The organism is Pseudomonas sp. DC1.2, from assembly GCF_034351645.1.
GTDB lineage: Bacteria > Pseudomonadota > Gammaproteobacteria > Pseudomonadales > Pseudomonadaceae > Aquipseudomonas.
In genome coordinates, this window is record NZ_CP133782.1 from 5,348,361 (window position 1) to 5,372,498 (window position 24,138).

Here is a 24,138-nt window from a genome sequence, read left to right on the forward strand (position 1 = left end):
ATCGCGCCTCAGCTCTGAGACGCGGCTTTGGGAAGAATGTCGTTGGCGACCATCTCGCCAAACGGGCTAACGTAACTGGCACCTTTAGGCAGCTCAGGCCGTTCGATGTCCAGGTGCGGGAACAGCAACTCGGCGACGCGGTAGGACTCCTCCAGGTGCGGATAACCGGAGAAGATAAAGGTGTCGATGCCCAGGTCCGCGTATTCCTTGACGCGAGCGGCCACGGTCGGACCGTCCCCCACCAACGCGGTGCCCGCACCGCCGCGCACCAGACCGACGCCAGCCCAGAGGTTAGGGCTGACTTCCAGATTGTCGCGGCTACCACCATGCAAAGCCGCCATGCGCTGCTGCCCCACCGAATCGAAGCGCGCCAGAGACTCCTGGGCGCGCGCAATCGTCTCGTCATCGACATGGGAAATCAGCCGATCAGCGGCTTGCCAAGCTTCTTCATTGGTCTCGCGGACGATTACATGCAAGCGAATGCCGAAACGCAGGGTGCGTCCCAGCTTCGCGGCTTTGGCGCGCACCTGGGCAATTTTTTCGGCCACGGCAGCCGGGGGTTCGCCCCAGGTCAGGACCATCTCGACTTGTTCTGCGGCGAGGTCCTGAGCCGCTTCCGACGAGCCGCCGAAGTACAGCGGCGGACGCGGTTGCTGAATCGGCGGGTAAAGCAATTTCGCGCCTTTCACGCTGATGTGCTGACCGTCGTAGTCTACGGTTTCGCCTTCCAGCACACGGCGCCAGATGCGGGTGAACTCCACCGAGGCCTGATAGCGCTCTTCATGACTGAGAAACAAACCGTCGCCGGCCAACTCTTCCGGATCACCGCCGGTCACCAGATTGAACAGCGCCCGCCCGCCGGATAAACGATCCAGAGTCGCTGCCTGCCGCGCCGCCACCGTAGGGGAAATGATCCCGGGGCGCAGGGCGACCAGAAATTTCAAACGCTGGGTCACCGGGATCAGCGACGCCGCCACCAACCACGAATCTTCGCAGGAGCGGCCAGTGGGAATCAGCACCCCACCAAAACCCAAACGATCCGCCGCTTGCGCGATCTGTTGCAAGTAACCGTGGTCAACGGCGCGAGCGCCTTCGGCGGTGCCAAGGTAATGGCCGTCGCCGTGGGTAGGCAGGAACCAGAAGATATTGAGGCTCATGGAGTGGTCTCCTTAGGAAATCAAATTACTGCGCTGTGGCAACGGCGGGCGTGGGCGTGGGCGTCCAGATCACATCTTTAATGCTGAGCGGCTTCGGAATCAGCTTGAGCTGGTAGAAGCTGTCGGCAATTTTCTGTTGGGCGGCGACCACTTCAGGGGTCAGGAACGATGCACCATAGCCCTGGCGTTTTACCGACGTCAGGGTGATGTCCGCCGACAGACCGAGCAGTGGCGAAACTTGCTGGGTTACATCGTCAGGATTGGCCTTGGACCATTCGCCGACAGCGCGCACTTCTTCAATGAGGGCCTTGATCACCTGAGGATTTTTCTGTGCGTAAGGTTTGGTCGCCAGGTAGAACTGGTGGTTGTCAACGATGCCTTGGCCATCGCGCAGGGTGCGCGCTTGCAGTTGTTGCTCGGCAGCCGCCTGGTACGGATCCCAGATCACCCACGCATCCACGCTGCCCCGCTCGAACGCGGCGCGAGCATCAGCGGGCGGCAGGAAGACAGTCTGGATGTCGGTGTACTTGAGGCCGGCCTCTTCGAGGGCGCGGACCAGCAGGTAATGGACGTTCGAGCCTTTATTGAGCACGACCTTCTTGCCCTTGAGTTCCCGCACCGATTTGATCGGCGAATCCTTGGGCACCAGGATCGCTTCGCTGTGAGGCGCCGGTGGCTCGTAGGCGACGTACAGCAGGTCGGCGCCGGCCGCCTGCGCAAAGACCGGCGGAGTTTCGCCTGTGACGCCGAAGTCGATGGAGCCGACGTTCAGCCCTTCGAGCAACTGTGGGCCGCCGGGGAATTCAGTCCATTGCACTTCTACGCCTTGGGCAGCGAGGCGCTTTTCGAGGGTGCCTTTGGCTTTGAGCAGCACCAGAGTGCCGTACTTTTGATAGCCGATCCGAAGGGTTTCGGCCTGAGCTTGAGTAATGACGCCGAAGGACACAGCCGCAACAAACAGAGCGACCAGACCACGACGCAAAATGACAGTGCGCATGGCGCTCTCCTTTTTGCTGTTGGGTTTTGGCTGCACCTGCCAAGCCGTTAGCGGCTGAGTAAGGTGAGTGCTTCACATTTCAGGGTGGCTTGAGTGCTGCTTAAATACTCCAGCGAGCACTCAACAGACGTTCGTTCAATAAGCCGGGATCGAGCGGCTTGGGCCGCCGCGCCATGGCGCTGAAAAACTGCTCCAACGCCTCATTCAACCGTTGCTCCAGCGCTGGAACCAATTGCGCCTGGGCACTGCCTTCGCCATACGCAATCTGGCTGTCCTCGGCAAAAATCCCCTGGAGCATTTCCTGGGCTTTCAACGCTGACAACACTGGCTTGAGCGCGTAATCCACCGCCAGCATGTGGGCGATGCTGCCGCCCGTCGCCATCGGCAACACCACCTTGTGGCTCAAGGCGCGCTCGGGCAACAGGTCCAGTATGGTTTTCAGTGCGCCGGAGAACGACGCTTTGTAGACAGGCGTCGCGATCAACAGGCCATCGGCATTGTCGATCTGTTGCAGCAGGTCGATCACCTTCGGGCTGTCGAAGCGTGCATGCAGCAAGTCTTCGGCCGGGAAGTCCCGTACCTGATAACTCACCACTTCCACTCCTTGCCCTTGCAACCAACGCTGAGAATGCTCCAACAGCACTCCGGAACGAGAGCGTTGGCTGGGACTGCCACCGAGAGAGACGACCAGCATTCAGACGATTCCTTAAGCGGTGTGGGCGATTCGCGGTTCGCGATCTCGTTTCGAAGGAATGACCTTAACAGGTGATTTATATATCGATAAATCATATTTATTCATTTGATTATTCCTTAAGGTTCTATGCGGATTGCCTAATTCCAGGCAAAAAAACAGGCCGTCGGAACGGCCTGAAATCCCTTGCTGTGTGAATCCAGTTCACATCTGAATGCTGCGGCACACACACGACTTGAATACTTACCTGTTCGGCTGCGGCGTCAGGCGCAGGTAGGGCTTAACGGCGCGGTAGCCTTTGGGAAAGCGCTTGTTGATCTCATCTTCGTCCTTGAGCGACGGCACAATCACCACCTCGTCACCGTCCTGCCAGTTAGCCGGCGTGGCCACCTTGTAGTTATCGGTGAGTTGCAGCGAATCGATCACCCGCAGGATTTCATGGAAGTTACGACCGGTGCTGGCCGGGTAGGTGATGGTCAGCCGTACTTTCTTGTTCGGGTCGATCACGAACAGCGAACGGACCGTCAGTGTGTCATTGGCATTCGGGTGAATCAGGTCGTACAAGTCCGAGACCTTGCGGTCTGCATCGGCGAGGATCGGGAAGTTGACGATCGTGTGCTGGGTCTCGTTGATGTCTTCGATCCACTTGTGGTGCGAGTCCACCGGGTCCACGGACAGGGCGATGGCCTTGACACCCCGCTGCGCGAACTCTTCCTTCAGCTTGGCGGTAAACCCCAACTCAGTGGTACACACCGGCGTGAAGTCTGCCGGATGGGAGAACAGCACCCCCCAGCTATCGCCCAGCCATTCGTGGAAACGGATGGTGCCGGCGCTGGAGTCCTGCTCGAAATCGGGGGCGATGTCGCCCAGTCTGAGGCTCATGGTGCTGCTCCTGATGAGTGCTGATTGAGCTCAACTGTGCCTGTGTTTGCGATTAGTTAAAAAGAATAAATATCGATTTATTTAGAAGATAAAAGAATATTAAAGATCTGTTCACTGGACCCGAACGAGCATCAGGACGAACATCAGCCCCAAGGTTCGAGAAGGCCTTGAGTAGCTGCAAAGAGGGAAATTCGGGGAAGGCTTGCGGGGGTGAGTCTGAACTGAAAATGTAAAAAGCCCCACTCGGCGTGTTGCCGGGCGGGGCTTGTCTACTCAGGCTTGCAAGAACGCGCTGATTACAACAGCGGGATCGAGTAGCTGACGATCAGACGGTTTTCGTCTTGGTCGCGAGTAGCAACATCGGTGCGCCACATTGCATTTTTCCAGGCAACACCGAGGTTTTTCAGCGGGCCTTGTGGAACAACATAACCTACGGTCAGGTCACGTTCCCACTCAGTCTTGTCGCCAGTGGTAGAAGCAATGTTGTTACCACGCAGGTAGATCACACCAGCGGTCAGGCCTGGCAGGCCGACTTTGGCGAAGTCATACGCGTAGCGAGCTTGCCAGGTACGTTCGCCAGCACGGGCAAACTTCTGGATCTGCATGTCGGTAGTGGTGCTGTTCGACGAGCCATCACCTTGGTTCAGCCAAGGGAAATCGCTGTCGCCCTTGGTGTACTGGTAGCCGCCGCCGAAGGTGTGACCTTCAACCGAGTACAAAGCCAGGTAGCTGTAGAGGTCGTTGTCGACTTTACCGCTGGTCTGAGGCTTGTTGTCACTGTAGTAACCGGACGTGTAATACCCAGAAGTATTGCCGTTGGCACCGTTGTCACGGCTGCGGTAGTAACGCAGGTCACTTTTCAGGACGCCAGGACCGATGGACCAGTTATGTACCAGGCCCAGGAAGTTCTGCGAGTAGAAATCCTTCAGCTCGCCGTAGTAGTACGAAGCGGTCAGGTCTTTGGTGATTTTGTAGTCAGCACCACCGTAGTAGAACTTGTTGCTGAACTTGCCGGTGTCGTAGTTGGAGCCTTTGTTGGCGCCAGCGATCGACAGATCTTCGTCGTTGCTGGAGTTACGGCCCTTCGCGGACTCGATCTGACCAGCGGTCAGGGTCAGGTCTTTGATGTCATTCGAGGTGATCTGGCCACCGGTGAAGGTTTGTGGCAACAGACGACCGTCGTTGGACTTAATGACCGGGTTGTTTGGCTGCAAGGTACCGATTTTCAGCTCGGTCTGGGAGATCTTGACCTTACCGGTCAGACCCAGGCTACCGAAGTCTGGAACAGCGCTGTTGCCATCGCTCGGGAACACGGTGCCGCCAGAAGCGGTGCCGCTGGAGTTACCGCTTTTGGCCGGGCTGGAATCCAGACGCACGCCGTACAAACCGATAGCGTCAACACCGAACTGAACAGTACCTTGGGTGTAACCCGAGATGAAACGCAGATCGAAGCCTTGGCCCCATTCTTCGTTTTTGTTCGCGCCGGTACCGCTACGGTTATCGGTGTTGATGTAGAAGTTACGCAGACCCAGGGTGGCCTTGCTGTCTTCGATGAAACCCGCGGCGCCTGCTTGCTGCGCCAAAACCCCTACGGCCACTGCCAGGGCCAAAGTGGACTTATTCATGTTTCGCTCCTCTCGTTTCTAATTCTTGTGTTCCTGGTCCTGGGTCGTATGCCCTGGATCCTAACGGTTCGCGATTAGCGCCCGACCGTGACTGATAAGTCAATCGTAACCATCAGTGTCTACGACCTTGGTCTAATCGCCGTGATTTGGTCCATGCAGGGTAGTGAGTTCCTGATAAATCCAAAAAGAACTATTTCATTCTTTTTCATACCGCTAGGGAATATAGCTCATTGCTACAAATTCGCGCCGGGCTACGGGCTATCGGCGCATAAGCTCATTCCTAGAGGATATTTATTTGCCTTTTTTTTGATCGATTAGCTTTGGCGCATCAGGGATACGTCAATCCCTATCGAAAAGGCGACGCCATAATGGCCAAACGCGCACTATCCAGTCAAATTGTTACAGTTTGTATATCAATATTAATTTCATGAGGTATTCAAGCCGCCAACCCCAAGGTCGGCTATCAAACCGGTGTCGACCCCAGCAAAGTACCTCAGGCAGATGGCGTTTTTGAGACAGCAATGGGACAGAAAATTGACTGGCTCTGTTTCAACAGTGAAACAAACGAAGTCAGGACCATCGCGTCCGGCGATGTGCAGAGCGGCAACCCTGACTCCAGCACCCTGCGGCAGCAGCATCAATAAACCGGAAGATCTGATCGACAACCCCCTCGCGACACCCTTCGCTTCTACCGCCCATTACTGCCAGTTCAGCGCCTTAAAGCACGAAGGCCTGGACACTTCGAACGTTAAAGTAATGAACCCGCAACCGGCGCCAATCACCGCTGCTCCGAAACGTGATCACGTTGACGGCGCCTTGGCCTGGTCACCGGCCCTGGGGGAAACCCGTAAGACGGGCAAGACTTTGACCGACGCCGCAGAGGTTGGCTTATGGGGCGCACCAACCGTCGATAAAGATAGCTAAACCGCTGATTCGTTGGCGATGCAAAAACTCGCAAAATTGACGGAGGCCAATGCCGCCGGCATACCGAAACTGTTGACAACGAAGTTCTTGAAGGCGCAACGGAAAATAGAACCCGGGCTGTCCGACTGCGCGCCGTCTGACAGCGCGACATTCGTACAGCAGTAACGGTCATCTCGGGTGATGAGGGTTCCCACGCGCGACGTGGGGACCCTGCGTCAGAGGGTTTTTTCGAAGATTTTCGAGTTGCGCTGATAGTTGTAAAGCGACGCCCGCGCGGAAGGCAGGCGTTCGACGCTGCTCGGCTCGAAGCCTCGCTCGCGGAACCAGTGAGCCGTTCGGGTGGTCAGGACGAACAGGGTTTTAAGCCCTTGTGCCCGGGCCCGGGTTTCAATTCTTTCCAGCAACTCATCACCGCGACCGCCATGGCGGTACTCCGGGTTCACCGCCAGGCACGCCAACTCCCCGGCTTGCGAATCAGCAATCTGATAAAGCGCCGCACACGCGATGATCATTCCTTCGCGTTCGACCACACTGAATTGCTCGATCTCACGCTCCAGCACTTCACGGGAACGCCGCACCAGAATCCCCTGCTCTTCCAGCGGACTGATCAGGTCAAGCAAACCGCCGACATCTTCGATGGCGGCCTCGCGCACCACTTCGAATTGCTCCTGCGCCACCAGCGTACCGCCACCATCACGGGTGAACAGCTCCGTCAGCAACGCGCCATCCTCGGCATAGCTAACGATGTGACTGCGTGCCACGCCGCCCCGGCAGGCTTCAGCCGCCGCATCCAGCAGTTCCGCCTGATAGTTGCTGCCCAGCCGTTGCAAATGTGCCGGTACTTGTTGCGGCCGCAACTCGCGAACCAACCGACCGTTTTCATCGATCAGCCCCAAGTCAGCGCCAAACAACAGCAGCTTGTCCGCCGCCAGATCGATGGCGGCGCGGGTCGCGACGTCTTCGCAGGCCAAATTGAAGATTTCACCGGTCGGCGAATAACCCAACGGCGACAGCAGCACGATGGAGCGCTCGTCCAGCAGACGATTGATGCCCTTGCGGTCGACCCGGCGCACTTCGCCGGTATGGTGATAGTCGACACCTTCCAGCACACCGATTGGCCGTGCCGTCACCAGGTTGCCGCTGGCCACGCGCAGGCGAGAGCCCTGCATCGGCGACGAGGCCATGTCCATCGACAACCGAGCTTCGATGGCAATGCGCAGTTGACCCACCGCATCGATCACGCACTCAAGGGTCGCGGCATCGGTGATGCGCATACCGTGATGGTAATGCGGGGTCAGGCCACGCGCAGCCAGGCGGGTTTCAATCTGTGGGCGCGAACCGTGAACCAGCACCAGTCGCACACCGAGGCTGTGCAGCAGCACCAAGTCATGAACGATATTGCCGAAGTTCGGATGCTCGACGCCGTCGCCGGGGAGCATCACGATGAAGGTGCAATCGCGGTGGGCATTGATGTAAGGAGACGCGTGACGAAGCCAATTAACGTAGTCGGGCATGAACCTGGGCCTGTAATAAATAGCAGCCAAATAATGGGCAAAGCAGAAAACGCACAACGGGCTGATGGTTATCGTCGGAACAGGCTTGGCGACACGCGCGCTCTCCTCATGAATACGGGTTTGGACCCTGGCAATTTATACGAGCGATGCCGGTGTCAGGCAGTAATGCTCAATCAGTTGCCGTAATAGATGCACCGTAGGCTGCAAACGTGACATTTCGAGGTATTCCCCCGGTTGGTGCGCGCAGGCAATGTCGCCAGGGCCGAGCACCAGTGTTTCGCAGCCAAGGCGCTGAAGATAAGGCGCTTCTGTGCCGAATGCCACTGCTTCGGCGCGATGACCTGTGAGCTTTTCCGCGACGCGCACCAGCTCAGCGTCCTCGGCCTGCTCGAACGGCGGCACTTCCGGGAACAGCGGCGCGTAATCAATTTTCACCTGATGCCGTTCAGCAATCGGGTTGAGCTTCTGTAAAATCGCCGCGCGCAAAGCGGCAGGATCCATGCCTGGCAACGGTCGCAGATCGAATTCCAGCGAGCACTGGCCACAGATCCTGTTGGGGTTGTCGCCACCGTGGATGCAGCCGAAGTTCAGGGTCGGTTGCGGCACGCTGAACTGCGGGTTGCGGAACTCACGCTGCCATTGCAAGCGCAAGCCGCGCAGTTCGCCCATTGCATCGTGCATGGCCTCAAGGGCGCTATGGCCCAGGCTTGGATCAGAGGAGTGACCGCTGCGACCAAGAATGTCGATGCGCTCCATCATCACGCCTTTGTGCAGGCGAATCGGCTTTAGGCCCGTCGGCTCGCCGATCACCGCCGCCCGACCCAAGGGACGTCCAGCTTCAGCTAATGCCCGCGCGCCGGACATCGAACTTTCTTCATCGCATGTGGCGAGGATCAGCAACGGCTGCTTGAACGGTTGATCGAGCAATGGGATGACCGCTTCAATGGCCAGGGCGAAAAAACCCTTCATGTCGCAACTGCCCAGGCCCACCCAGCGACCATCGACTTCGCTCAACTTCAACGGATCGGTTTGCCACAAGGCACCGTCGAACGGCACGGTGTCACTGTGCCCGGCCAATACCAGGCCACCAGGACCGGAACCGAAACTGGCCAGCAGGTTGAACTTGCCGGGGCTGACCTGCTGGATATCGCAGGCAAAACCCAACTCGCAAAGCCAGGTCGCCAGCAAGTCGATCACCGGGCGATTGGATTGATCGAGGCTGGGCTGAGTGCAGCTCACAGACGGTGCGGCGATCAGCGCAGCGAACTGGTCTTTCATGGACGGTAAAGGCATCGCTGAATCCCAACGGCCGATTTGACGCTCATCATAGAACCATCTGACGTCAGGAATAAACCGCGGCGGCGCGTAGCACCTCACTCGCGGTCGTCCTCCAGCGTCAACAGACCTTATCGCGGGTGAGTCCTGTACACTGCTCGGCCTTGGCAGCCACACATTCCCCCGGCTGCGCTCCCGATCCTGGATTTTCCGGCCATGCAGAAAGAAACCGAAATCAAACTCCGCGTCAGCCGCGAAACCCTCGCCGCCCTGCGCGAGCACCCGCTCCTGAAGAAACGCAACAAAAGTGGCTGGGAACGCCGTGAGTTGATGAACCAGTACTTCGACACGCCTGAGCGCGACCTGGCCCGTGCCAAGGTTGCCCTGCGCCTGCGCCGCGATGGCGAAGAAGTGATTCAGACCCTCAAGACCCGAGGCCAGAGCGTCGCGGGCCTGTCCGAGCGTAATGAATATGACTGGAACCTGCCCAAAGCCAAGCTCGACGTGAAGAAACTCGACGGCGAATGCTGGCCCGAAGAGCTTGCCGAGCTGGACAAGAAAACCCTGAAAGCCATCTTCACGACCGACTTCGTGCGCGAACGCGCTGAAATCGCTTGGGGTCGCGGCAAGGCCAAAGTCGTCATTGAAGCGGCGCTGGACTTCGGTCACGTAATCGTCGGCAAACAGAAAGAAGAAATCTGCGAGCTGGAACTGGAATTGCGTGAAGGCGAGCCTGCCGCGCTGCTGGAACTCGCCGCCGAACTGGCCGCCACCCTGGCGCTGATGCCGTGTGACATCAGCAAAGCCGAGCGCGGCTATCGTTTGTACGACGCCAACAGCTACTCGCTAAGCCTTCCTGCACCGCAAATCAGCGCGGAAACTCCATTGGACGATGCCTTCGCCGCCTTGAGCTGGCACTTGCTGGGCAGCAGCCAGCGGCTCGCCGAGCAGTATCGTTTCAACGGCCACTGGCGCCTGTTGCAGGACTGGGTCGAAAACCTGGCTGAATTGCGCGCACTGCTGAGCAGCCTTGGCCAAGCCGCCCCGCGCCAGTCGACCCACGATCTGCGGGTGGCGCTGGATGCGTTGCTGGAAGACTGGCGTCCGCTGGTTCAAGCCGGACAAGACGACGAAGACGTGCGCAAAGCGGCGCCGGAACAGTTCCTCGAAGAACTCGAAGACCCGCGCTGGGGCCTGTTCTCGCTCAATACCTCGCGCTGGCTGTTGGCCCGCACTTGGGCGGCCGACCGTAACACCCGTGGCAATCGCCAGGGCGCAGCGCAACTGGGTAGCTGGCTGCCGCGCCTGCTGGGCGAAGAAGCCACGTCCTTGCAGTTGCAGCGTTACCAGCAACAGCCGGAAGACCTGGCAGAACAACTGCCGCGTATCGAGCGCATTCAGGCTTGGATGCACCATGCCCGCAACGTGCTGGACATCCCGGAAATGGATCGCCTGTACGGTGAGTTGAACAAACTGGCGCAACTGGCTCACGAACCGATCACCGACGAATCGCTGGATGCGCGTAAGCAGCAGGCGATTGCGGTGTATCAGAATCGCGCCTGGAAAATGCTGCTGCGCATGTAAGGACGCCCTCGCGGGTAAGCCTAGCGCCCACAGGATCGCCAAAAACCTGTGGGCGCCAGGCTTGCCCTTTCACTGCAAAAATTCAGACCGGCAAACTCGTCGTGGACTTGATCTCTGATAACGCCACGATCGAATTGACCTCTTGAATCCCCGGCACCATCGACAGCTTCTCGAAAAAAAAGCGCTCATACGCCTCGATATCCGCCGTCACAATCCGCAGTAAAAAGTCCACCGACCCCATCAGCACATAACACTCCAGCACTTCGGGGAAACCGCGAATCGCCTCGGTGAACTCAGTGAAGTTAGAGCGCCCGTGGGCGTTGAGTTTGATTTCAGCGAATATCTGCGTATTCAGGCCGATTTTCTTACGGTCCAGCAGGGTCACCTGAGCACGAATGATCCCCTCCTCCTTCATCCGCTGAATCCGCCGCCAGCACGGCGATTGCGAGAGCCCTACCTGCTCCGCGATCTGCGCACTGGAAAGCGAGGCATCCTCCTGTAGCAACGCGAGAATCCTGCGATCGTAACCATCCAACTCGGCACGCATAAAAAAACCCTTAAAAGATAGTTTGTCGAATCGAACGATTCGCCTAATAGGCAATTGACCCCATCATAGATAAGAAATACCCACAGCCGAATGTAAAAATTTCTCCAATGATTTTGGAGATCGACCATGCCCCACCTTGAAGCCGTGAACACCCCACCGAGCCGCGCCGATGTGTGGAACGCCAGCAATACCCATTGCCGAGTTCGCTACCACTTGCTGGCCGAAGCCGAACCGGACCTGCTGTGCCGCGCCCTCAACCTGTTTGCCTTGCAGATGCTGACCCCCGAACACGTCAACGCGCAGCGCCTGAACGATCTGCTGTCGATCGACATCGTCATCGATGGCCTGAGCAGACACCGCGCCCACGTGATTGCGGAAAAATTACGTAACGTAATCAGCGTCTGCTCCGTACACCTGCAAGACGCCGATTCAGCTTGGGATCAGCCGACACAAGCAGCAGGTTGAAAGAACTCGAAACGGCTTCGTCAGGTAGTGGCCCAACGGGTGGCAAGTGCGAGACTATCCTTTGCGAACTGTTGTTCATAAGGAGGCCCGCATGTCCGTTCAACTTGCCACTCAGGACCGTTGGCTGGATCTCAATGATTTGCTGAGAGAACTGGTCGCCCAGGGATTTATCAGCCAAGACTCGGCCGAGCAGGCGCTCAATGCCCGACGCCGCACCGCCGCCAATGGCCAGATGCACCCGCTGGAGTTCATTGCCAGCCAACACCTGAACGACCTTAGCCGGCCCGGCAAACACCTGGACTTGGAAAACCTGACGCTGTGGCTGTCGCAACAGGCCGGCCAGCCCTACTTGCGTATCGATCCGCTGAAGATCAACGTCGCGGCTATTACCCCGCTGATGTCCTACGCCTTCGCCCAGCGGCATAAGATTCTAGCCGTGTCCATCGACCTCGACGCGGTCACCGTGGCCAGCGCCCAACCCTACGTCAATGGGTGGGAAGCAGACCTGACACACGTGCTGAAGCTGCCGATCAAACGGGTGGTGGCCAACCCGGTAGACATCCAGCGCTTCAGCGTCGAATTCTTCCGTCTGGCCAAATCCGTCAGCGGCGCGACCAACACCGATCAGCAGATGAACACCCTGGGCAATTTTGAGCAGTTGCTCAACCTGGGCGCCAGCGATCAAGAGCCGGACGCCAACGATGCACACATCGTCAACATCGTCGATTGGCTGTTCCAGTACGCGTTCCAGCAGCGGGCCAGTGATATCCATATCGAACCGCGACGCGAGCAAGGCACGGTGCGTTTTCGCATTGATGGCGTGCTGCACAACGTCTATCAATTTCCGCCGCAAGTGACCATGGCCATCGTCAGCCGCCTGAAAAATCTGGGCCGGATGAACGTCGCGGAAAAACGCAAACCGCAGGATGGCCGGGTCAAAACCAAGACCCCGGACGGCGGCGAAGTCGAACTCAGGCTGTCGACGCTGCCCACCGCGTTCGGCGAAAAAATGGTCATGCGTATCTTCGATCCGGAGGTGCTGCTCAAGGACTTCGACCAACTGGGTTTCTCTGCCGAAGACCTGCGCCGCTGGCAGGACATGACCCGCCAACCCAACGGCATCATTCTGGTCACAGGGCCCACGGGCTCGGGCAAGACCACCACGCTCTACACCACCCTGAAGAAGCTGGCGACGACGGAGGTCAACCTCTGCACCATCGAAGACCCGATCGAAATGGTCGAGCCGGCTTTTAACCAAATGCAGGTCCAGCACAATATCGACCTGACCTTCGCCGCCGGCGTGCGCGCCCTCATGCGGCAAGACCCGGACATCATCATGATTGGCGAAATCCGCGACCTGGAAACCGCCGAAATGGCGATTCAGGCGGCGCTCACTGGCCACTTGGTGCTTTCGACCCTGCACACTAACGACGCGCCCAGCGCGATCAGCCGACTGCTGGAACTGGGCGTGCCGCATTACCTGATCAAAGCCACAGTGCTTGGGGTCATGGCCCAGCGTCTGGTACGAACGCTGTGCCCGCACTGCAAGGCACCGCTGACCTTGAGCGAAGAGGACTGGCAAACCCTGACCAAACCCTGGCAGGCACCGCTGCCGAGCAAGGCACAAAGGGCCATCGGTTGCCTGGAGTGCCGTGACACCGGCTATCGCGGGCGCGCCGGGGTGTACGAAATCTTGCAGATGACTGACGGCGTGAAAGCGCTGATCAGCGCCGACACCGACCTGCTGGCTATCCGGCGGCAGGCATTCAAGGAAGGCATGCGCAGCCTGCGGCTGTCGGGCGCACAGAAAGTAGCCGCCGGTTTGACCACGATAGAGGAGGTGCTGCGGGTGACACCGCAGAGCGAGCACCTCTGAAATATTTTGTGTCGCCTCATGATGCAAGAGGCGACTCATCGGTTCTTATCGCCGACCTGCACCGTTACACTCCTGCCATTGCAATTTCACTGAACCAGACATCAACAGGGAATCGTTATGCAGATCGGTAGCGTGCTTTTACTTTTTGTCGGCCTCGTGGTCGCTATTCTATTCATGGGCTTCAAGGTGGTGCCTCAGGGCTACCAGTGGACGGTCGAGCGTTTTGGTCGCTACACCAACACCCTCAAGCCTGGCTTGAACATCATCATTCCGGTCATGGACCGTATCGGCCGCAAGATCAACGTGATGGAAAGTGTGTTGGACATTCCACCCCAGGAAGTCATCACCGCTGATAACGCCACGGTGCAGATCGATGCCGTGTGCTTCTTCCAAGTGGTCAACACGGCCCAGGCCGCCTACGAGGTGAACAACCTCGAGCACGCCATTCGCAACTTGTTGCAAACCAACATCCGTACAGTCCTCGGCTCCATGGAGCTGGACGCCATGCTAAGCCAGCGTGACGGGATCAACGAAAAACTGCTGCGTACCGTCGACGAAGCTACGGCGCCTTGGGGAATCAAGATCACCCGGATCGAGATCAAGGACATCAGCCCACCGGCTGACCTGATGGCCGCTATGTCGGGCCAGATGAAAGCCGAGCGGATCAAGCGCGCGCAAATCCTCGAAGCCGAAGGCCTGCGAGCTGCTGCAATCCTGACCGCCGAAGGCAAGAAGCAGGCGCAAATCCTGGAAGCCGAAGGGGGTCGCCAAGCGGCATTCCTCGAAGCCGAAGCACGGGAACGTCAGGCCGAAGCTGAAGCCCAGGCCACGAAGGTGGTGTCCGAAGCCATCGCGGGCGGCAACGTGCAGGCGGTCAACTACTTCGTTGCGCAGAAGTACATTGATGCCTTGGGCAAGCTGGCCTCGGCCAATAACAGCAAAGTGATTCTGATGCCGCTTGAGGCCAGTTCGATGATCGGTGCTGTCGGCGGCATCGGCGAAATCGTCAAGGCCACGTTCGATAACAAGAAAGCCTGAGGCGCGCCATGTGGGCATTTTTGCAGCACTTATCGTTCTGGGACTGGTTAGCACTGGGCACGGTGCTGCTGATTCTTGAAGTGTTCGGCGCAGGTGGCTACCTGCTGTGGATCGGCATGGCCGCCGCGGCGGTGGGCGTGTTGACCTTTATGTTGCCCAACATGCCGTGGGAAATGCAGTTTCTGCTGTTCGGCCTGCTCTCGATTGGCACGGCTCTGTACTGGTGGTCACGCCAGCGCAGTGCGGTAAGGATGAGCGATCAACCGAACCTGAACTTGCGCGGACAGGAGCTGATCGGAAAAACCTTTGTCGTACATGAGGCGATTGTCGACGGCCGCGGCAAGATCAAGGTCGCCGACGGAGTGTGGATGGCCAGGGGCCCTGATGCTGCGACAGGCAGCCGGGTTCGAGTGATCGGCCAGCAAGGGGCGATCCTGCTGGTAGAGAAGGATGACCGAGCGGTCACGGAACTCGATCAGGTAAATAGCGATCCAACGCCGTAGATAACCCAGTGGAGTCACCTATCATGCGTCTCAAATTTGCTGTCGCGACCCTTGCCTTGCTTTCCCTGCCAATCGGTTCGGCAATGGCCGATGGCTTTTGGCGTAACGTCATCTCATCCGGTGCAACCACCGGTTCGACTTACCTGACCTTCAAGGATCACAAGTTGATCGTTGCGGCTCAGGACGATGCCGGCAGTTTCGTTGCCAGCGACGGTGGTATCCGTGGCCCTTACCTGGAAGCGGCAATGCAAAAAGTCCGCGCCGACAACCCGGGCCTCAAAGCCACGGACATGGAACTGGCAAATGCGATCCTGGCGAAGAATGCCGTCGCCTCGGACTAAGCTGTTGCAGATGTAAAAATGCCGCTCACCTGAGCGGCATTTTTTATGGCTCGGGGAAACTGCACGGCATTTCCCTACAGAGGAGAAGAGCAAAACCCTGAGACCTAGACGAAAAATCGCCGGATTAGGGAGGAATGCTCTGATACCAGAGACGGGTGAGGGCCCCCAAACTTTGTCGATTCGAATTATCCACCTGAGCGAATCGATACCCATGAACAAACCAAGCCTGTCGTTACTGCTGCTGGCCGCTGCTTTCAGCAATCTGTCCCATGCCGAAGGCCTGTACGGCTCGGTGAAAATCCAGAGTGTCCAACAAGACCTCTCGAGCGCCCTGCTTACCAGCCCCAGGGTCAGCCATCGCGTGGTCAGCCCAGACAGCAGTAAAAACCTCGGCGGCGCACTCGCGCTGGGTTATGCATTCAAGGGTGACTGGCGTGTGGAAGGCGAATACACCCTCAAAAACGATTCGGCGTTCAAAAGTTACTGGGCACCGTTCAATGCCAACGTCAACAACATGCAAGTCTCGTCCAGCCGCTTGATGCTCAACGGTTACAAGGACTTCCCGCTCAACGAATACCTGTCGCTGTATGCCATGGCCGGCGTAGGTGTGGCGCATATCAGTTCCGAGGGTTATCAATCCAACGCCTCGCGACAATTCGCCAACAACAGTCAGAACAATTTTGCCTATGCCGTAGGCGTTGGGGCCGACCTGAAACTCACCGAAAAAGTCACCCTCGGTAGCGGTTATCGCTATGTCGATATGGGTAACATCTCAACCGGCTACAACACCTTTGCCAACCGTATAAATGCCAGGGATGAACAGCTCAAGGGCAAGCTGCGTGAACAGAACCTGTACGTCGAAGCGCGGTTGTCGTTCTGAGTTGTCAGCCCTGATGCCCGCCCACATTGGTCGGGGTACTGCAACAGTGCGCCAAACACTTGGTGCTGCTTCAAGTTATCCACAGCGTCGATGATCAGCTCGACGCCGAAACCTTCGGCGCGGGTTTGCACCACAGAGATCGTCTGCGGGTGACAGTTCTCATCAATAAAAAACAGATTGCTTTTGGACTTGGCGACCCGTTTGGCCAGGGCCATGGACTCTGCGGCAGCCGTGGCCTCATCCAATAACGAGGCGTTGGCCAGCTCCAGGCCGGTGAGGTCGATGGTCAATTGCTGAAAGTTGAGCAGCGCTTCGAGCCGCCCCTGAGCGATCTCCGGTTGATAGGGCGTGTACGCGGTGTACCAGCGGGATTTTCCAACACATTGCGCAGGATGACGGTCGGCGTCAGCGTGCCGTGGTAACCCATGCCAATCAGGCTGGTCCACAGCTGATTGTGCTCGGCATAGCCGCGCAGCTTGGCCAGCGCTGCTTGTTCATCAAGCGCGGGCGGCAGGTCCAGCGGCTGGTTGAAGCGGATGCCCGGCGGCACGGTCTGCTCGATCAACTCAAGAGCATCGCCTGCTGCTCGACAGCATCGGGCCCCAGATGACGGCGCAGAAAGGAATGGGGGTCGCGTAACTGGCTCAAGGACGGCAACTGGGACATGACGGGCTCTCTTGCCTGGCGCTCAGCGTCGATGCAACACGGTCAAACCAGCATAGCAGTCGATACTCCAGCAGATGACGTAGCGCCGTCGGCCAATCCGGATCATCATGTGCGGCGCATGCCTAATGTCTGCTAATCAGGTGTCTACCGTTTATGAGCCAACTGCCGTTTTTACCGTTTTCCAAACCTACCATCGATGAAGCCACCATCAGCGCCGTCGGTGACGTACTGCGCTCGGGCTGGATCACCAGCGGCCCCAAGGTCCAGGCCTTTGAAGCGCAACTGTCAGAGTTTTTTGGCGGGCGCCCGGTGCGCACGTTCAACTCCGGCACTTGCACCATGGAAATTGCCTTGCGCATTGCCGGCATTGGGCCGGGCGATGAAGTGATCACCACGCCGATTTCGTGGGTGGCCACCGCCAACGTGATTTTGGAAGTCGGCGCCACCCCCGTGTTCGCCGACATCGACCCCATCACCCGTAACATCGATCTGGATCAGCTTGAAGCCGCGATCACATCGCGCACCAAGGCGATCATCCCGGTTTACCTCGCCGGTTTGCCCGTGGACATGAGCCGTCTGTACGCCATCGCTAAAAAGCATGGCCTGCGGATTGTCGAAGACGCGGCCCAAGCCTTGGGTTCGAGCTGGAACGGTCAACGCATCGGCGCGACCGGCGATTTCGTGTCCTTCAGTTTTCAGGCAAACAAGAACATCACCTCATCGGAGGGCGGCTGCCTGGTGCTGAACACCGCCGAAGAAATACGGCTGGCGGAGAAGTACCGTTTGCAGGGCGTCACCCGGACCGGGTTTGATGGCTTGGACGTCGATGTACTGGGCGGCAAGTTCAACATGACCGACGTCGCGGCGGCCATCGGCCTGGGGCAATTTGCCCACATCGAAACGATTACCGCTCATCGCCGTGAACTGGCCAAGCATTACTTTGCTTGTTTCGGCGCGGATTTCGAAGCGCAATACGGGGCGCAATTGCCTCCCGCTGACTTCGAAAACAGCAACTGGCACCTGTTCCAGCTGGTACTGCCTGAGCGCAAGGATGGCAAACCGGCACGGGCCACGTTCATGGAGCAGATGCAGGCGCACGGCGTCGGTATCGGCTATCACTATCCGCCGATCCACTTGCTGAGCCTTTACCGCGAACGCGGTTTCAAGGAAGGCATGTTCCCGGTGGCAGAGCGTGTCGGGCGTCTGATCGTTTCGCTGCCGATGTTTACCGCCATGACCAAAGCGGATGTAGAACGCTCGGTGGCAGCGGTGAAGTCTGTGCTGAAACCCTAAAACCTGTGGGAGCGAGCGTGCTCGCTCCCACAGGGCGTTTACAGGACGAGGATTATTCGCCGATAGCCGCTTTGTAGCCTGCCGCATCGAGCAGCTTTTCCAGGTCAGTGGCGTTGGCCGGCTTGAGCTTGAAGATCCAGGCACCGTAAGGGTCGGTGTTGAGCAATTCAGGCGACCCGCCCAGATCTTCATTGATGGCGATCACTTCACCGGCAATCGGGGAGTAGATGTCGGAAGCCGCTTTAACCGACTCCACCACGCCCGCTTGATCTTGGGCAACAAAAACGGTGCCGACTTCGGTCAGCTCAACGAATACCACATCGCCCAAGGCTTCCTGAGCGTGATCGCTGATGCCCACGGTGACGCTGCCATCGGCTTCCAGACGCGCCCACTCGTGACTTTCGGCAAAACGCAGGTCGGCAGGGATATTGCTCATGTTCTGGGTCCTCAAGAAAAATATCAGCGGTGTTGGTCCGCCAGAAAAGGTTTAGATCAAGGTTCTGCCATGGCGCACGAAGGTCGGTTTGACCACTCGGACCGGGTACCACTTGCCACGGATTTCCACTTCGGCGCGGTCGGCGGTGGCCATCGGCACGCGGGCCAGTGCAATCGACTTGCTAAGCGTAGGAGAGAAACTACCACTGGTGATCTCCCCTTCGCCAACATCAGCGATACGAACGACCTGATGAGCGCGCAAAACCCCACGCTCCTCCAGCACCAGACCGACCAGTTTGTGTTGAACGCCACCGGCTCGCTCGGCCTCCAGGGCCGTGCGGCCGATAAACTGGCGGGTAACCGGCTCCCACGCGATGCTCCAGGCCATGTTGGACGCCAGCGGTGAAACGCCTTGATGAATGTCCTGACCGTACAGGTTCATCCCCGCCTCAACCCTCAAGGTATCCCGCGCACCGAGGCCAATTGGCGAAATCCCGGCGCCTACCAGGTCGTTGAAGAAACCCGGTGCCTGATCGGCGGGCAGCACGATTTCCAGCCCATCCTCGCCGGTGTAACCGGTGCGAGCGATGAACCAGTCACCATCAGCCAAGCCTTCGAACGGTTTTAAGAGCTGAATCAGATTACTGCGTGACTGGCTGACCAGTTCGGCGATCTTGTGCCGGGCCTGTGGACCTTGAATCGCCAGCATGGCCAATTCGGAACGCTCATGGAGCTGAACTTTGAAGTCCCCAATGTTCGCCTGCATCCAGGCCATGTCCTGATCGCGAGTGGAAGCGTTGACTACCAGCCGATAACCGTCATCGAGACGGTAGACAATCATGTCGTCGACGGTGCCGCCGTGCTCGTTGAGCATGGTGCTGTAGAGGGCACGGCCGGTGCTGTGCAAGCGCTCGACGTCATTGGCCAGCAAGTGCTGGAGCCAGGCCTTGGCCTGAGGGCCAGCAACATCGATCACGGTCATATGGGAGACATCGAACACCCCGCAATCACGGCGCACCTGATGGTGTTCCTCGACCTGCGAGCCGTAATGCAATGGCATATCCCAACCGCCAAAATCGACCATCTTCGCACCGAGGGCGAGGTGAAGGTCATACAGAGGCGTGCGCTGTCCCATGGGTTTCTCCTTCCGGGCGTGGCGAAGGTGCGGACAGACACTGCACGGGTGAAAGCCTTGATATAGAGGGCCTTCAGCCGATTTCAGCTACCTGATCTGTCAGACGGACCGCACCGAATGCCGCGCATTGTAGCTGCAAGGTGTAGGACTGACACCTAGCCGTTTCGATGCGCCGACCGCCTGATCAATCCGATGACCGGCAACAGCCCGACCAACACCAGGGTCAATGCCGGTAGCGATGCCCTCGCCCACTCCCCTTCGCTGGTCATTTCAAAGATCCGCACCGCCAGCGTATCCCAGCCAAACGGGCGCATTAGCAGGGTGGCGGGCATTTCCTTGAGCACATCGACGAACACCAGCAGTGCGGCGCTGAGGGTGCCTGGCAGCAATAACGGCAGATACACTTTGAAAAACAGTCGTGGCCCACTGACACCCAAACTGCGTGCTGATTCAGGCAAAGACGGCCGGATCCGCGAGAGGCTGCTTTCCAGGGGGCCGTAAGCCACTGCAACAAACCGCACCAAATAGGCCAGCAACAGCGCTGACAGGCTGCCCAGAAGCAGTGGTTTGCCTGCGCCACCGAACCAACCCGACAGCGGAATGACGAGTTCGCGGTCAAGGTAACTGAACGCCAACATAATCGACACCGCCAGCACGGACCCGGGCAAGGCGTAGCCGAGGTTGGCCAGGCCGACGCCGGCGCGAATAGCCCGAGTCGGCGCCAGTCGTCGGGCAAACGCCAGCAGCAGCGCCACACTGACGGTGATCAGCGCTGCCATGCCACCCAGGTACAAGGTGTGCAGGATTAACCCGGCGTAACGCTCGTCCAGGTCAAAGCGCCCGCGCTGCCAGAACCACACCAGCAGTTGCAGCATGGGGATGACGAAGGCACAGGCGAACACCACACCGCACCAACTCATGGCCGCCAAAGCCTTGAAGCCCTTCAGGTGATACAGCGCCATGACGCGAGGCCGTTCATTACTGGTCCGATTGGCCCCGCGAGCGCGACGCTCGCCATACAGCACGACCATCACCACCAGCAGCAACAGGCTGGCCAGTTGCGCGGCGGTGGAAAGGCTGAAAAAGCCGTACCAGGTTTTGTAGATGGCGGTGGTGAACGTATCGAAGTTGAACACCGATACGGCGCCGAAATCCGCCAGGGTTTCCATCAACGCCAACGCCACACCGGCGCCAATGGCTGGGCGGGCCATGGGCAATGCCACGCGCCAGAACGCCTGCCACGGCGATTGTCCGAGCACGCGCGCAGCTTCCATCAGGCCTTTGCCCTGGGCCAGGAACGCGGTGCGGGCCAACAGGTAGACGTAGGGATAGAACACCAGCACCAATACCAGGATGACCCCGCCGGTCGAGCGCACTCGCGGCAGTCTCAGGCCCATACCGAACGCGTCGCGCAGCAGGGTTTGCACAGGGCCGGCGAAGTCCAGCAAGCCGACAAAGACAAACGCCAGTACATAAGCCGGAATCGCGAACGGTAGCATCAGCGCCCAATCCAGCCAGCGCCGCCCAGGAAACTCGCAGAGGCTGGTGAGCCAGGCCAGGCTAACGCCGAGCAGCGTTACGCCCACACCAACGCCGAGCAGCAAGGTCAATGTGTTGCCCAGCAGCCTTGGCATTTGGGTGTCCCACAGGTGGGACCAGATCTGTAGATCGATGGTTTGCCATGAGAACAGCAGGACGCTCAGGGGCAGCAGGACCAGCGCGGCGATGGCGAAGACCAGGGGATACCAGCGGCGTTGAGCGGGGTGGGCCAAGAAACACTCTCAGGGGTGAGAATCGATAGAAATGAGTGTGCCCACGCTCTGCGTCAGGCTTCGACGCAGAGCATCGGCGGATGCATTCCCGCGCGGAGCGTGGGAACGATCAGTGCCGCAAAGGTGCTCGGTATATCAGGTCAGTCAGTTCCAGCCAGCTCGATCCATCATGCGAATCGCTTCAGCCTGACGCTTGCCGGCAATTTCGACCGGCAAGGTGTCGGCGATAAACTTGCCCCAACTCGCCACTTCAGCCGAGGGTGGAACAGCAGGGTTGGCCGGGAATTCCTGATTCACATCCGCGAAAATCTTTTGCGCTTCCGGCGTGGTCATCCACTCCACCAACGCCTTGGCGGCTTCTGGATGCGGCGCATGTTTGGTCAAGCCAATGCCCGACAGGTTGACGTGTACGCCACGGTCGCCCTGGTTCGGCCAGAACAGCTTTACGGCCAGGTCTGGCTTCTGCTTGTGCAGGCGGCCGAAGTAGTAAGTGTTGACGATACCGACGTCGCATTGGCCGGCGTTAATCGCGTCCAGCACGGCAATATCATCAGAGAACACATCAGTGGACAGGTTGCTCACCCAGCCCTTGAGGATCTGCTCGGTTTTAGCCGCGCCGTGGACCTCGATCATGGTGGCGGTCAGCGACTGGTTATAGACCTTCTTCGCCGTGCGCAGGCACAGACGACCTTCCCACTGTTTGTCGGCCAGGCCTTCGTAAGTCGTCAGCTCACCGGGTTTAACCCGGTCAGTGGAGTAGGCGATGGTCCGCGCCCGCAGGCTAAGGCCGGTCCAGGCATGAGAAGAGGCGCGGTATTGCAACGGGATGTTGGCGTCGATGGTTTTGGAGGTAAACGGCTGGAGGATGCCCATCTGCTCGGCTTGCCAGAGGTTGCCGGCATCGACTGTCAGCAACAGGTCGGCGGTGGCATTTTCGCCCTCGGCCTTGATGCGCTGCATCAGCGGGGCTTCCTTGTCGGTGATGAACTTCACCTGCACGCCGGTTTTCGCAGTGTAGGCGTCGAAGACTGGCTTGATCAGATCATCGATACGCGAGGAGTAGACCACCACTTCGTCGGCGGCCTGGGCGGCGGTACTGCCAATCAGGGTCAGGGCCAGTGCGGTCAGTAGACGCTTCGGTGCCAACATGGGAGCGGCCTCTCGATTGAAAAATGAGGCCAAATGATAAGGACTCACATTTGCCATCTCAATCGAACAGTTCGCGGGTGAGTTACCAGATGTTGCACCGCTGGACATTCACGGTGAATGTTCCGGCCTGCTCGCGACAGGCTCATCAGCTTCAGCGAAAAACTCAAGCCTTGGCGAGTGCCGGTAAATCCCCGGTCAAACCCAGCGCTTCACGCACAAATAACGCCTTGGCCTCGGGCATTTTCTCGACCATTTTCAACCCGGCATTGCGCAACCAGCGCACCGGCAACGGATCGGCCTGGAACAAGCGCTCAAACCCTTCCATCGCCGCCATCAATGCCAGGTTGTGTGGCATGCGTCGTCGTTCGTAACGACTCAATACTTTCACATCGGCCAAGCGCTCGCCGCGCTCAGACGCTTGCAACAACACTTCGGCCAGCACGGCGGCGTCGAGGAAGCCGAGGTTCACGCCCTGCCCGGCCAAGGGGTGGATGGTGTGCGCGGCGTCGCCGATCAGCGCCAACCCTTCAGCCACGTAGCGCTTGGCATGGCGCTGACGCAGCGGCACACACAAGCGCGGGTCGGCGCTGAGCACCGTGCCCAATCGACCTTCGAAAGCCCTTTCCAGGGCTCGGCAAAAACCGTCGTCATCCAGCGCCATCAAGCGTTCAGCTTCACTCGGCGTGGTCGACCAGACAATCGAACACCAATCCTGCTGACCGTCACGCTCCAAAGGCAAAAATGCCAGCGGGCCGTTATCGGTAAACCGCTGCCAAGCGGTCATTTGATGCGCCTTGGCGCTGCGCACGCTGGTCACGATCGCGTGGTGCAAGTAGTCCCACTCGCGCGTGGCAACGCCGGTCAGGCGTCGCACTGCCGAGTTAGCGCCGTCCGCCGCGATCACCAACGGCGCGCGCAATGTGCGGCCATCGGCCAGGGTCAGTAGCCAGTCGTCGCCGGAGCGGCGCATCTGCTCCAGACGCGCACCGGCCAGCATCCCGAGGTCGCAGTCGTGCAAACGATCAAGCAAGGCATCCTGAACTACGCGGTTTTCGACGATATGCCCCAATACATCGGCATGCACACTGGCCGCCGAAAAATGGATTTGTCCCGTGCCGCTGCCGTCCCACACCTGCATGTCGGTGTAGGGGCTGCTGCGCCGGCTGGCGATGCCATCCCACACGCCCAGGCGTTCGAGGATGCGCTGGCTGGCCGCCGACAAGGCGCTGACTCGCGGCTCGAACGGCGCGGTGCCGTCGAAAGGTTTGACGCTCATCGGGCTGCCGTCCAGCAGCAGGACTTCCAGCCCGCTATCCTGCAACGCCAGCGCCAAAGCGCTGCCGACCATTCCGGCCCCGACAATCAGCAGATCTGCGCGCATGTCCATGC

The 24,138-nt window shown here is 58.8% G+C and carries 21 protein-coding genes and 2 pseudogenes; 9 read left to right on the forward strand and 14 right to left on the reverse strand.

The features are described 5' to 3' along the window. Nucleotides 1–8: 8 nt before the first annotated feature. The 5 genes from ssuD to RHM68_RS24355 all read right to left on the reverse strand — a co-directional run bounded on the left by ssuD (nt 9) and on the right by RHM68_RS24355 (nt 5,352). The gene (gene ssuD / locus RHM68_RS24335) at nt 9–1,157 is read right to left on the reverse strand and encodes an FMNH2-dependent alkanesulfonate monooxygenase (RefSeq protein WP_322219534.1); all 1,149 of its coding nucleotides are present in this window, start codon (nt 1,155–1,157) and stop codon (nt 9–11) included. A 25-nt stretch (nt 1,158–1,182) separates the two neighbouring features. Further along, nucleotides 1,183–2,154, reverse strand: coding sequence for a sulfonate ABC transporter substrate-binding protein (locus tag RHM68_RS24340; protein ID WP_322219535.1), 972 nt, complete (start codon nt 2,152–2,154; stop codon nt 1,183–1,185). A 100-nt stretch (nt 2,155–2,254) separates the two neighbouring features. After that, nucleotides 2,255–2,848, reverse strand: coding sequence for an NADPH-dependent FMN reductase (ssuE, locus tag RHM68_RS24345; RefSeq protein WP_322219536.1), 594 nt, complete (start codon nt 2,846–2,848; stop codon nt 2,255–2,257). A 240-nt stretch (nt 2,849–3,088) separates the two neighbouring features. Further along, nucleotides 3,089–3,727 carry a peroxiredoxin gene (locus RHM68_RS24350; RefSeq protein WP_322219537.1) on the reverse strand — a complete coding sequence of 213 codons (639 nt, stop codon included), beginning with the start codon at nt 3,725–3,727 and terminating at the stop codon, nt 3,089–3,091. 296 nt (nt 3,728–4,023) lie between these two features. Then, nucleotides 4,024–5,352: an OprD family porin gene (locus tag RHM68_RS24355; protein ID WP_322219538.1), complete on the reverse strand. Its 1,329-nt coding sequence runs from the start codon at nt 5,350–5,352 to the stop codon at nt 4,024–4,026. Between the two features lie 434 nt (nt 5,353–5,786). Here RHM68_RS24355 and RHM68_RS24360 point away from each other — a divergent pair. Beyond that, nucleotides 5,787–6,441: pseudogene (locus tag RHM68_RS24360) on the forward strand (hypothetical protein). 50 nt (nt 6,442–6,491) lie between these two features. Here RHM68_RS24360 and argA read toward each other — a convergent pair. Together argA and argE are read right to left on the reverse strand one after the other, a co-directional pair. Continuing rightward, on the reverse strand, nt 6,492–7,790 hold the full coding sequence (gene argA, locus RHM68_RS24365) for an amino-acid N-acetyltransferase (RefSeq protein ID WP_322219539.1): 1,299 nt from the start codon (nt 7,788–7,790) through the stop codon (nt 6,492–6,494). Nucleotides 7,791–7,925: 135 nt separating this feature from the next. Further along, complete coding sequence (argE, locus tag RHM68_RS24370) at nt 7,926–9,083, reverse strand: acetylornithine deacetylase (RefSeq protein WP_322219540.1); 1,158 nt, start codon at nt 9,081–9,083, stop codon at nt 7,926–7,928. Nucleotides 9,084–9,281: 198 nt separating this feature from the next. On the opposite strand from argE, the gene RHM68_RS24375 reads away from it, so the two are divergent. Further along, nucleotides 9,282–10,649, forward strand: a complete 1,368-nt coding sequence (locus tag RHM68_RS24375) for an inorganic triphosphatase (protein ID WP_322219541.1) — start codon at nt 9,282–9,284, stop codon at nt 10,647–10,649. A gap of 82 nt (nt 10,650–10,731) precedes the next feature. Here RHM68_RS24375 and RHM68_RS24380 read toward each other — a convergent pair whose 3' ends face one another. Then, on the reverse strand, nt 10,732–11,196 hold the full coding sequence (locus RHM68_RS24380) for an Lrp/AsnC family transcriptional regulator (protein ID WP_322219542.1): 465 nt from the start codon (nt 11,194–11,196) through the stop codon (nt 10,732–10,734). Nucleotides 11,197–11,322: 126 nt separating this feature from the next. Here RHM68_RS24380 and RHM68_RS24385 point away from each other — a divergent pair, with 126 nt between their 5' ends. From RHM68_RS24385 to RHM68_RS24410, 6 genes are all read left to right on the forward strand, one after another. Beyond that, on the forward strand, nt 11,323–11,661 hold the full coding sequence (locus RHM68_RS24385; RefSeq protein ID WP_322219543.1) for a hypothetical protein: 339 nt from the start codon (nt 11,323–11,325) through the stop codon (nt 11,659–11,661). Between the two features lie 91 nt (nt 11,662–11,752). Continuing rightward, a complete protein-coding gene (locus RHM68_RS24390; RefSeq protein WP_322219544.1) occupies nt 11,753–13,537 on the forward strand; it encodes a GspE/PulE family protein in 1,785 nt (594 codons plus the stop codon). Between the two features lie 117 nt (nt 13,538–13,654). After that, nucleotides 13,655–14,575: an SPFH domain-containing protein gene (locus RHM68_RS24395; protein WP_008150402.1), complete on the forward strand. Its 921-nt coding sequence runs from the start codon at nt 13,655–13,657 to the stop codon at nt 14,573–14,575. Nucleotides 14,576–14,583: 8 nt separating this feature from the next. Next, nucleotides 14,584–15,078, forward strand: a complete 495-nt coding sequence (locus RHM68_RS24400; RefSeq protein WP_322219545.1) for an NfeD family protein — start codon at nt 14,584–14,586, stop codon at nt 15,076–15,078. 23 nt (nt 15,079–15,101) lie between these two features. Further along, entirely contained in the window at nt 15,102–15,419 is a 318-nt protein-coding gene (locus RHM68_RS24405; protein WP_416195216.1) for a DUF2388 domain-containing protein, read from the forward strand. A gap of 211 nt (nt 15,420–15,630) precedes the next feature. Then, a complete protein-coding gene (locus tag RHM68_RS24410) occupies nt 15,631–16,299 on the forward strand; it encodes an outer membrane protein (protein ID WP_322219546.1) in 669 nt (222 codons plus the stop codon). Nucleotides 16,300–16,304: 5 nt separating this feature from the next. On the opposite strand, the pseudogene RHM68_RS24415 reads toward RHM68_RS24410, so the two are convergent. Next, nucleotides 16,305–16,965, reverse strand: a pseudogene (locus RHM68_RS24415) (glycine dehydrogenase (aminomethyl-transferring)); the annotation flags it as partial. 153 nt (nt 16,966–17,118) lie between these two features. Between RHM68_RS24415 and RHM68_RS24420 the strand changes: the two are divergent. Then, nucleotides 17,119–18,258, forward strand: coding sequence for a DegT/DnrJ/EryC1/StrS aminotransferase family protein (locus RHM68_RS24420; RefSeq protein ID WP_322219547.1), 1,140 nt, complete (start codon nt 17,119–17,121; stop codon nt 18,256–18,258). Between the two features lie 52 nt (nt 18,259–18,310). Here the strand turns inward: RHM68_RS24420 and gcvH are convergent, their stop codons facing one another. From gcvH to RHM68_RS24445, 5 genes are all read right to left on the reverse strand, one after another. After that, the gene (gcvH, locus tag RHM68_RS24425) at nt 18,311–18,694 is read right to left on the reverse strand and encodes a glycine cleavage system protein GcvH (RefSeq protein WP_322219548.1); all 384 of its coding nucleotides are present in this window, start codon (nt 18,692–18,694) and stop codon (nt 18,311–18,313) included. Nucleotides 18,695–18,745: 51 nt separating this feature from the next. Beyond that, nucleotides 18,746–19,828, reverse strand: a complete 1,083-nt coding sequence (gcvT, locus tag RHM68_RS24430) for a glycine cleavage system aminomethyltransferase GcvT (protein WP_322219549.1) — start codon at nt 19,826–19,828, stop codon at nt 18,746–18,748. 155 nt (nt 19,829–19,983) lie between these two features. Continuing rightward, a complete protein-coding gene (locus RHM68_RS24435) occupies nt 19,984–21,600 on the reverse strand; it encodes an iron ABC transporter permease (protein ID WP_322219550.1) in 1,617 nt (538 codons plus the stop codon). Between the two features lie 144 nt (nt 21,601–21,744). Beyond that, on the reverse strand, nt 21,745–22,749 hold the full coding sequence (locus RHM68_RS24440) for an extracellular solute-binding protein (protein ID WP_322219551.1): 1,005 nt from the start codon (nt 22,747–22,749) through the stop codon (nt 21,745–21,747). A gap of 163 nt (nt 22,750–22,912) precedes the next feature. Continuing rightward, entirely contained in the window at nt 22,913–24,130 is a 1,218-nt protein-coding gene (locus RHM68_RS24445) for a 2-octaprenyl-3-methyl-6-methoxy-1,4-benzoquinol hydroxylase (protein WP_322223938.1), read from the reverse strand. Nucleotides 24,131–24,138 lie beyond the last annotated feature (8 nt).

Bases quoted from the DNA above. Each gene is read 5' to 3' on its own strand.
- ssuD (WP_322219534.1), bottom strand. From the start codon at position 1,157: ATGAGCCTCAATATCTTCTGGTTCCTGCCTACCCACGGCGACGGCCAT.
- RHM68_RS24340 (WP_322219535.1), bottom strand. From the start codon at position 2,154: ATGCGCACTGTCATTTTGCGTCGTGGTCTGGTCGCTCTGTTTGTTGCG.
- ssuE (WP_322219536.1), bottom strand. From the start codon at position 2,848: ATGCTGGTCGTCTCTCTCGGTGGCAGTCCCAGCCAACGCTCTCGTTCC.
- RHM68_RS24350 (WP_322219537.1), bottom strand. From the start codon at position 3,727: ATGAGCCTCAGACTGGGCGACATCGCCCCCGATTTCGAGCAGGACTCC.
- RHM68_RS24355 (WP_322219538.1), bottom strand. From the start codon at position 5,352: ATGAATAAGTCCACTTTGGCCCTGGCAGTGGCCGTAGGGGTTTTGGCG.
- argA (WP_322219539.1), bottom strand. From the start codon at position 7,790: ATGCCCGACTACGTTAATTGGCTTCGTCACGCGTCTCCTTACATCAAT.
- argE (WP_322219540.1), bottom strand. From the start codon at position 9,083: ATGCCTTTACCGTCCATGAAAGACCAGTTCGCTGCGCTGATCGCCGCA.
- RHM68_RS24375 (WP_322219541.1), top strand. From the start codon at position 9,282: ATGCAGAAAGAAACCGAAATCAAACTCCGCGTCAGCCGCGAAACCCTC.
- RHM68_RS24380 (WP_322219542.1), bottom strand. From the start codon at position 11,196: ATGCGTGCCGAGTTGGATGGTTACGATCGCAGGATTCTCGCGTTGCTA.
- RHM68_RS24385 (WP_322219543.1), top strand. From the start codon at position 11,323: ATGCCCCACCTTGAAGCCGTGAACACCCCACCGAGCCGCGCCGATGTG.
- RHM68_RS24390 (WP_322219544.1), top strand. From the start codon at position 11,753: ATGTCCGTTCAACTTGCCACTCAGGACCGTTGGCTGGATCTCAATGAT.
- RHM68_RS24395 (WP_008150402.1), top strand. From the start codon at position 13,655: ATGCAGATCGGTAGCGTGCTTTTACTTTTTGTCGGCCTCGTGGTCGCT.
- RHM68_RS24400 (WP_322219545.1), top strand. From the start codon at position 14,584: ATGTGGGCATTTTTGCAGCACTTATCGTTCTGGGACTGGTTAGCACTG.
- RHM68_RS24405 (WP_416195216.1), top strand. From the start codon at position 15,102: ATGCGTCTCAAATTTGCTGTCGCGACCCTTGCCTTGCTTTCCCTGCCA.
- RHM68_RS24410 (WP_322219546.1), top strand. From the start codon at position 15,631: ATGAACAAACCAAGCCTGTCGTTACTGCTGCTGGCCGCTGCTTTCAGC.
- RHM68_RS24420 (WP_322219547.1), top strand. From the start codon at position 17,119: ATGAGCCAACTGCCGTTTTTACCGTTTTCCAAACCTACCATCGATGAA.
- gcvH (WP_322219548.1), bottom strand. From the start codon at position 18,694: ATGAGCAATATCCCTGCCGACCTGCGTTTTGCCGAAAGTCACGAGTGG.
- gcvT (WP_322219549.1), bottom strand. From the start codon at position 19,828: ATGGGACAGCGCACGCCTCTGTATGACCTTCACCTCGCCCTCGGTGCG.
- RHM68_RS24440 (WP_322219551.1), bottom strand. From the start codon at position 22,749: ATGTTGGCACCGAAGCGTCTACTGACCGCACTGGCCCTGACCCTGATT.
- RHM68_RS24445 (WP_322223938.1), bottom strand. From the start codon at position 24,130: ATGCGCGCAGATCTGCTGATTGTCGGGGCCGGAATGGTCGGCAGCGCT.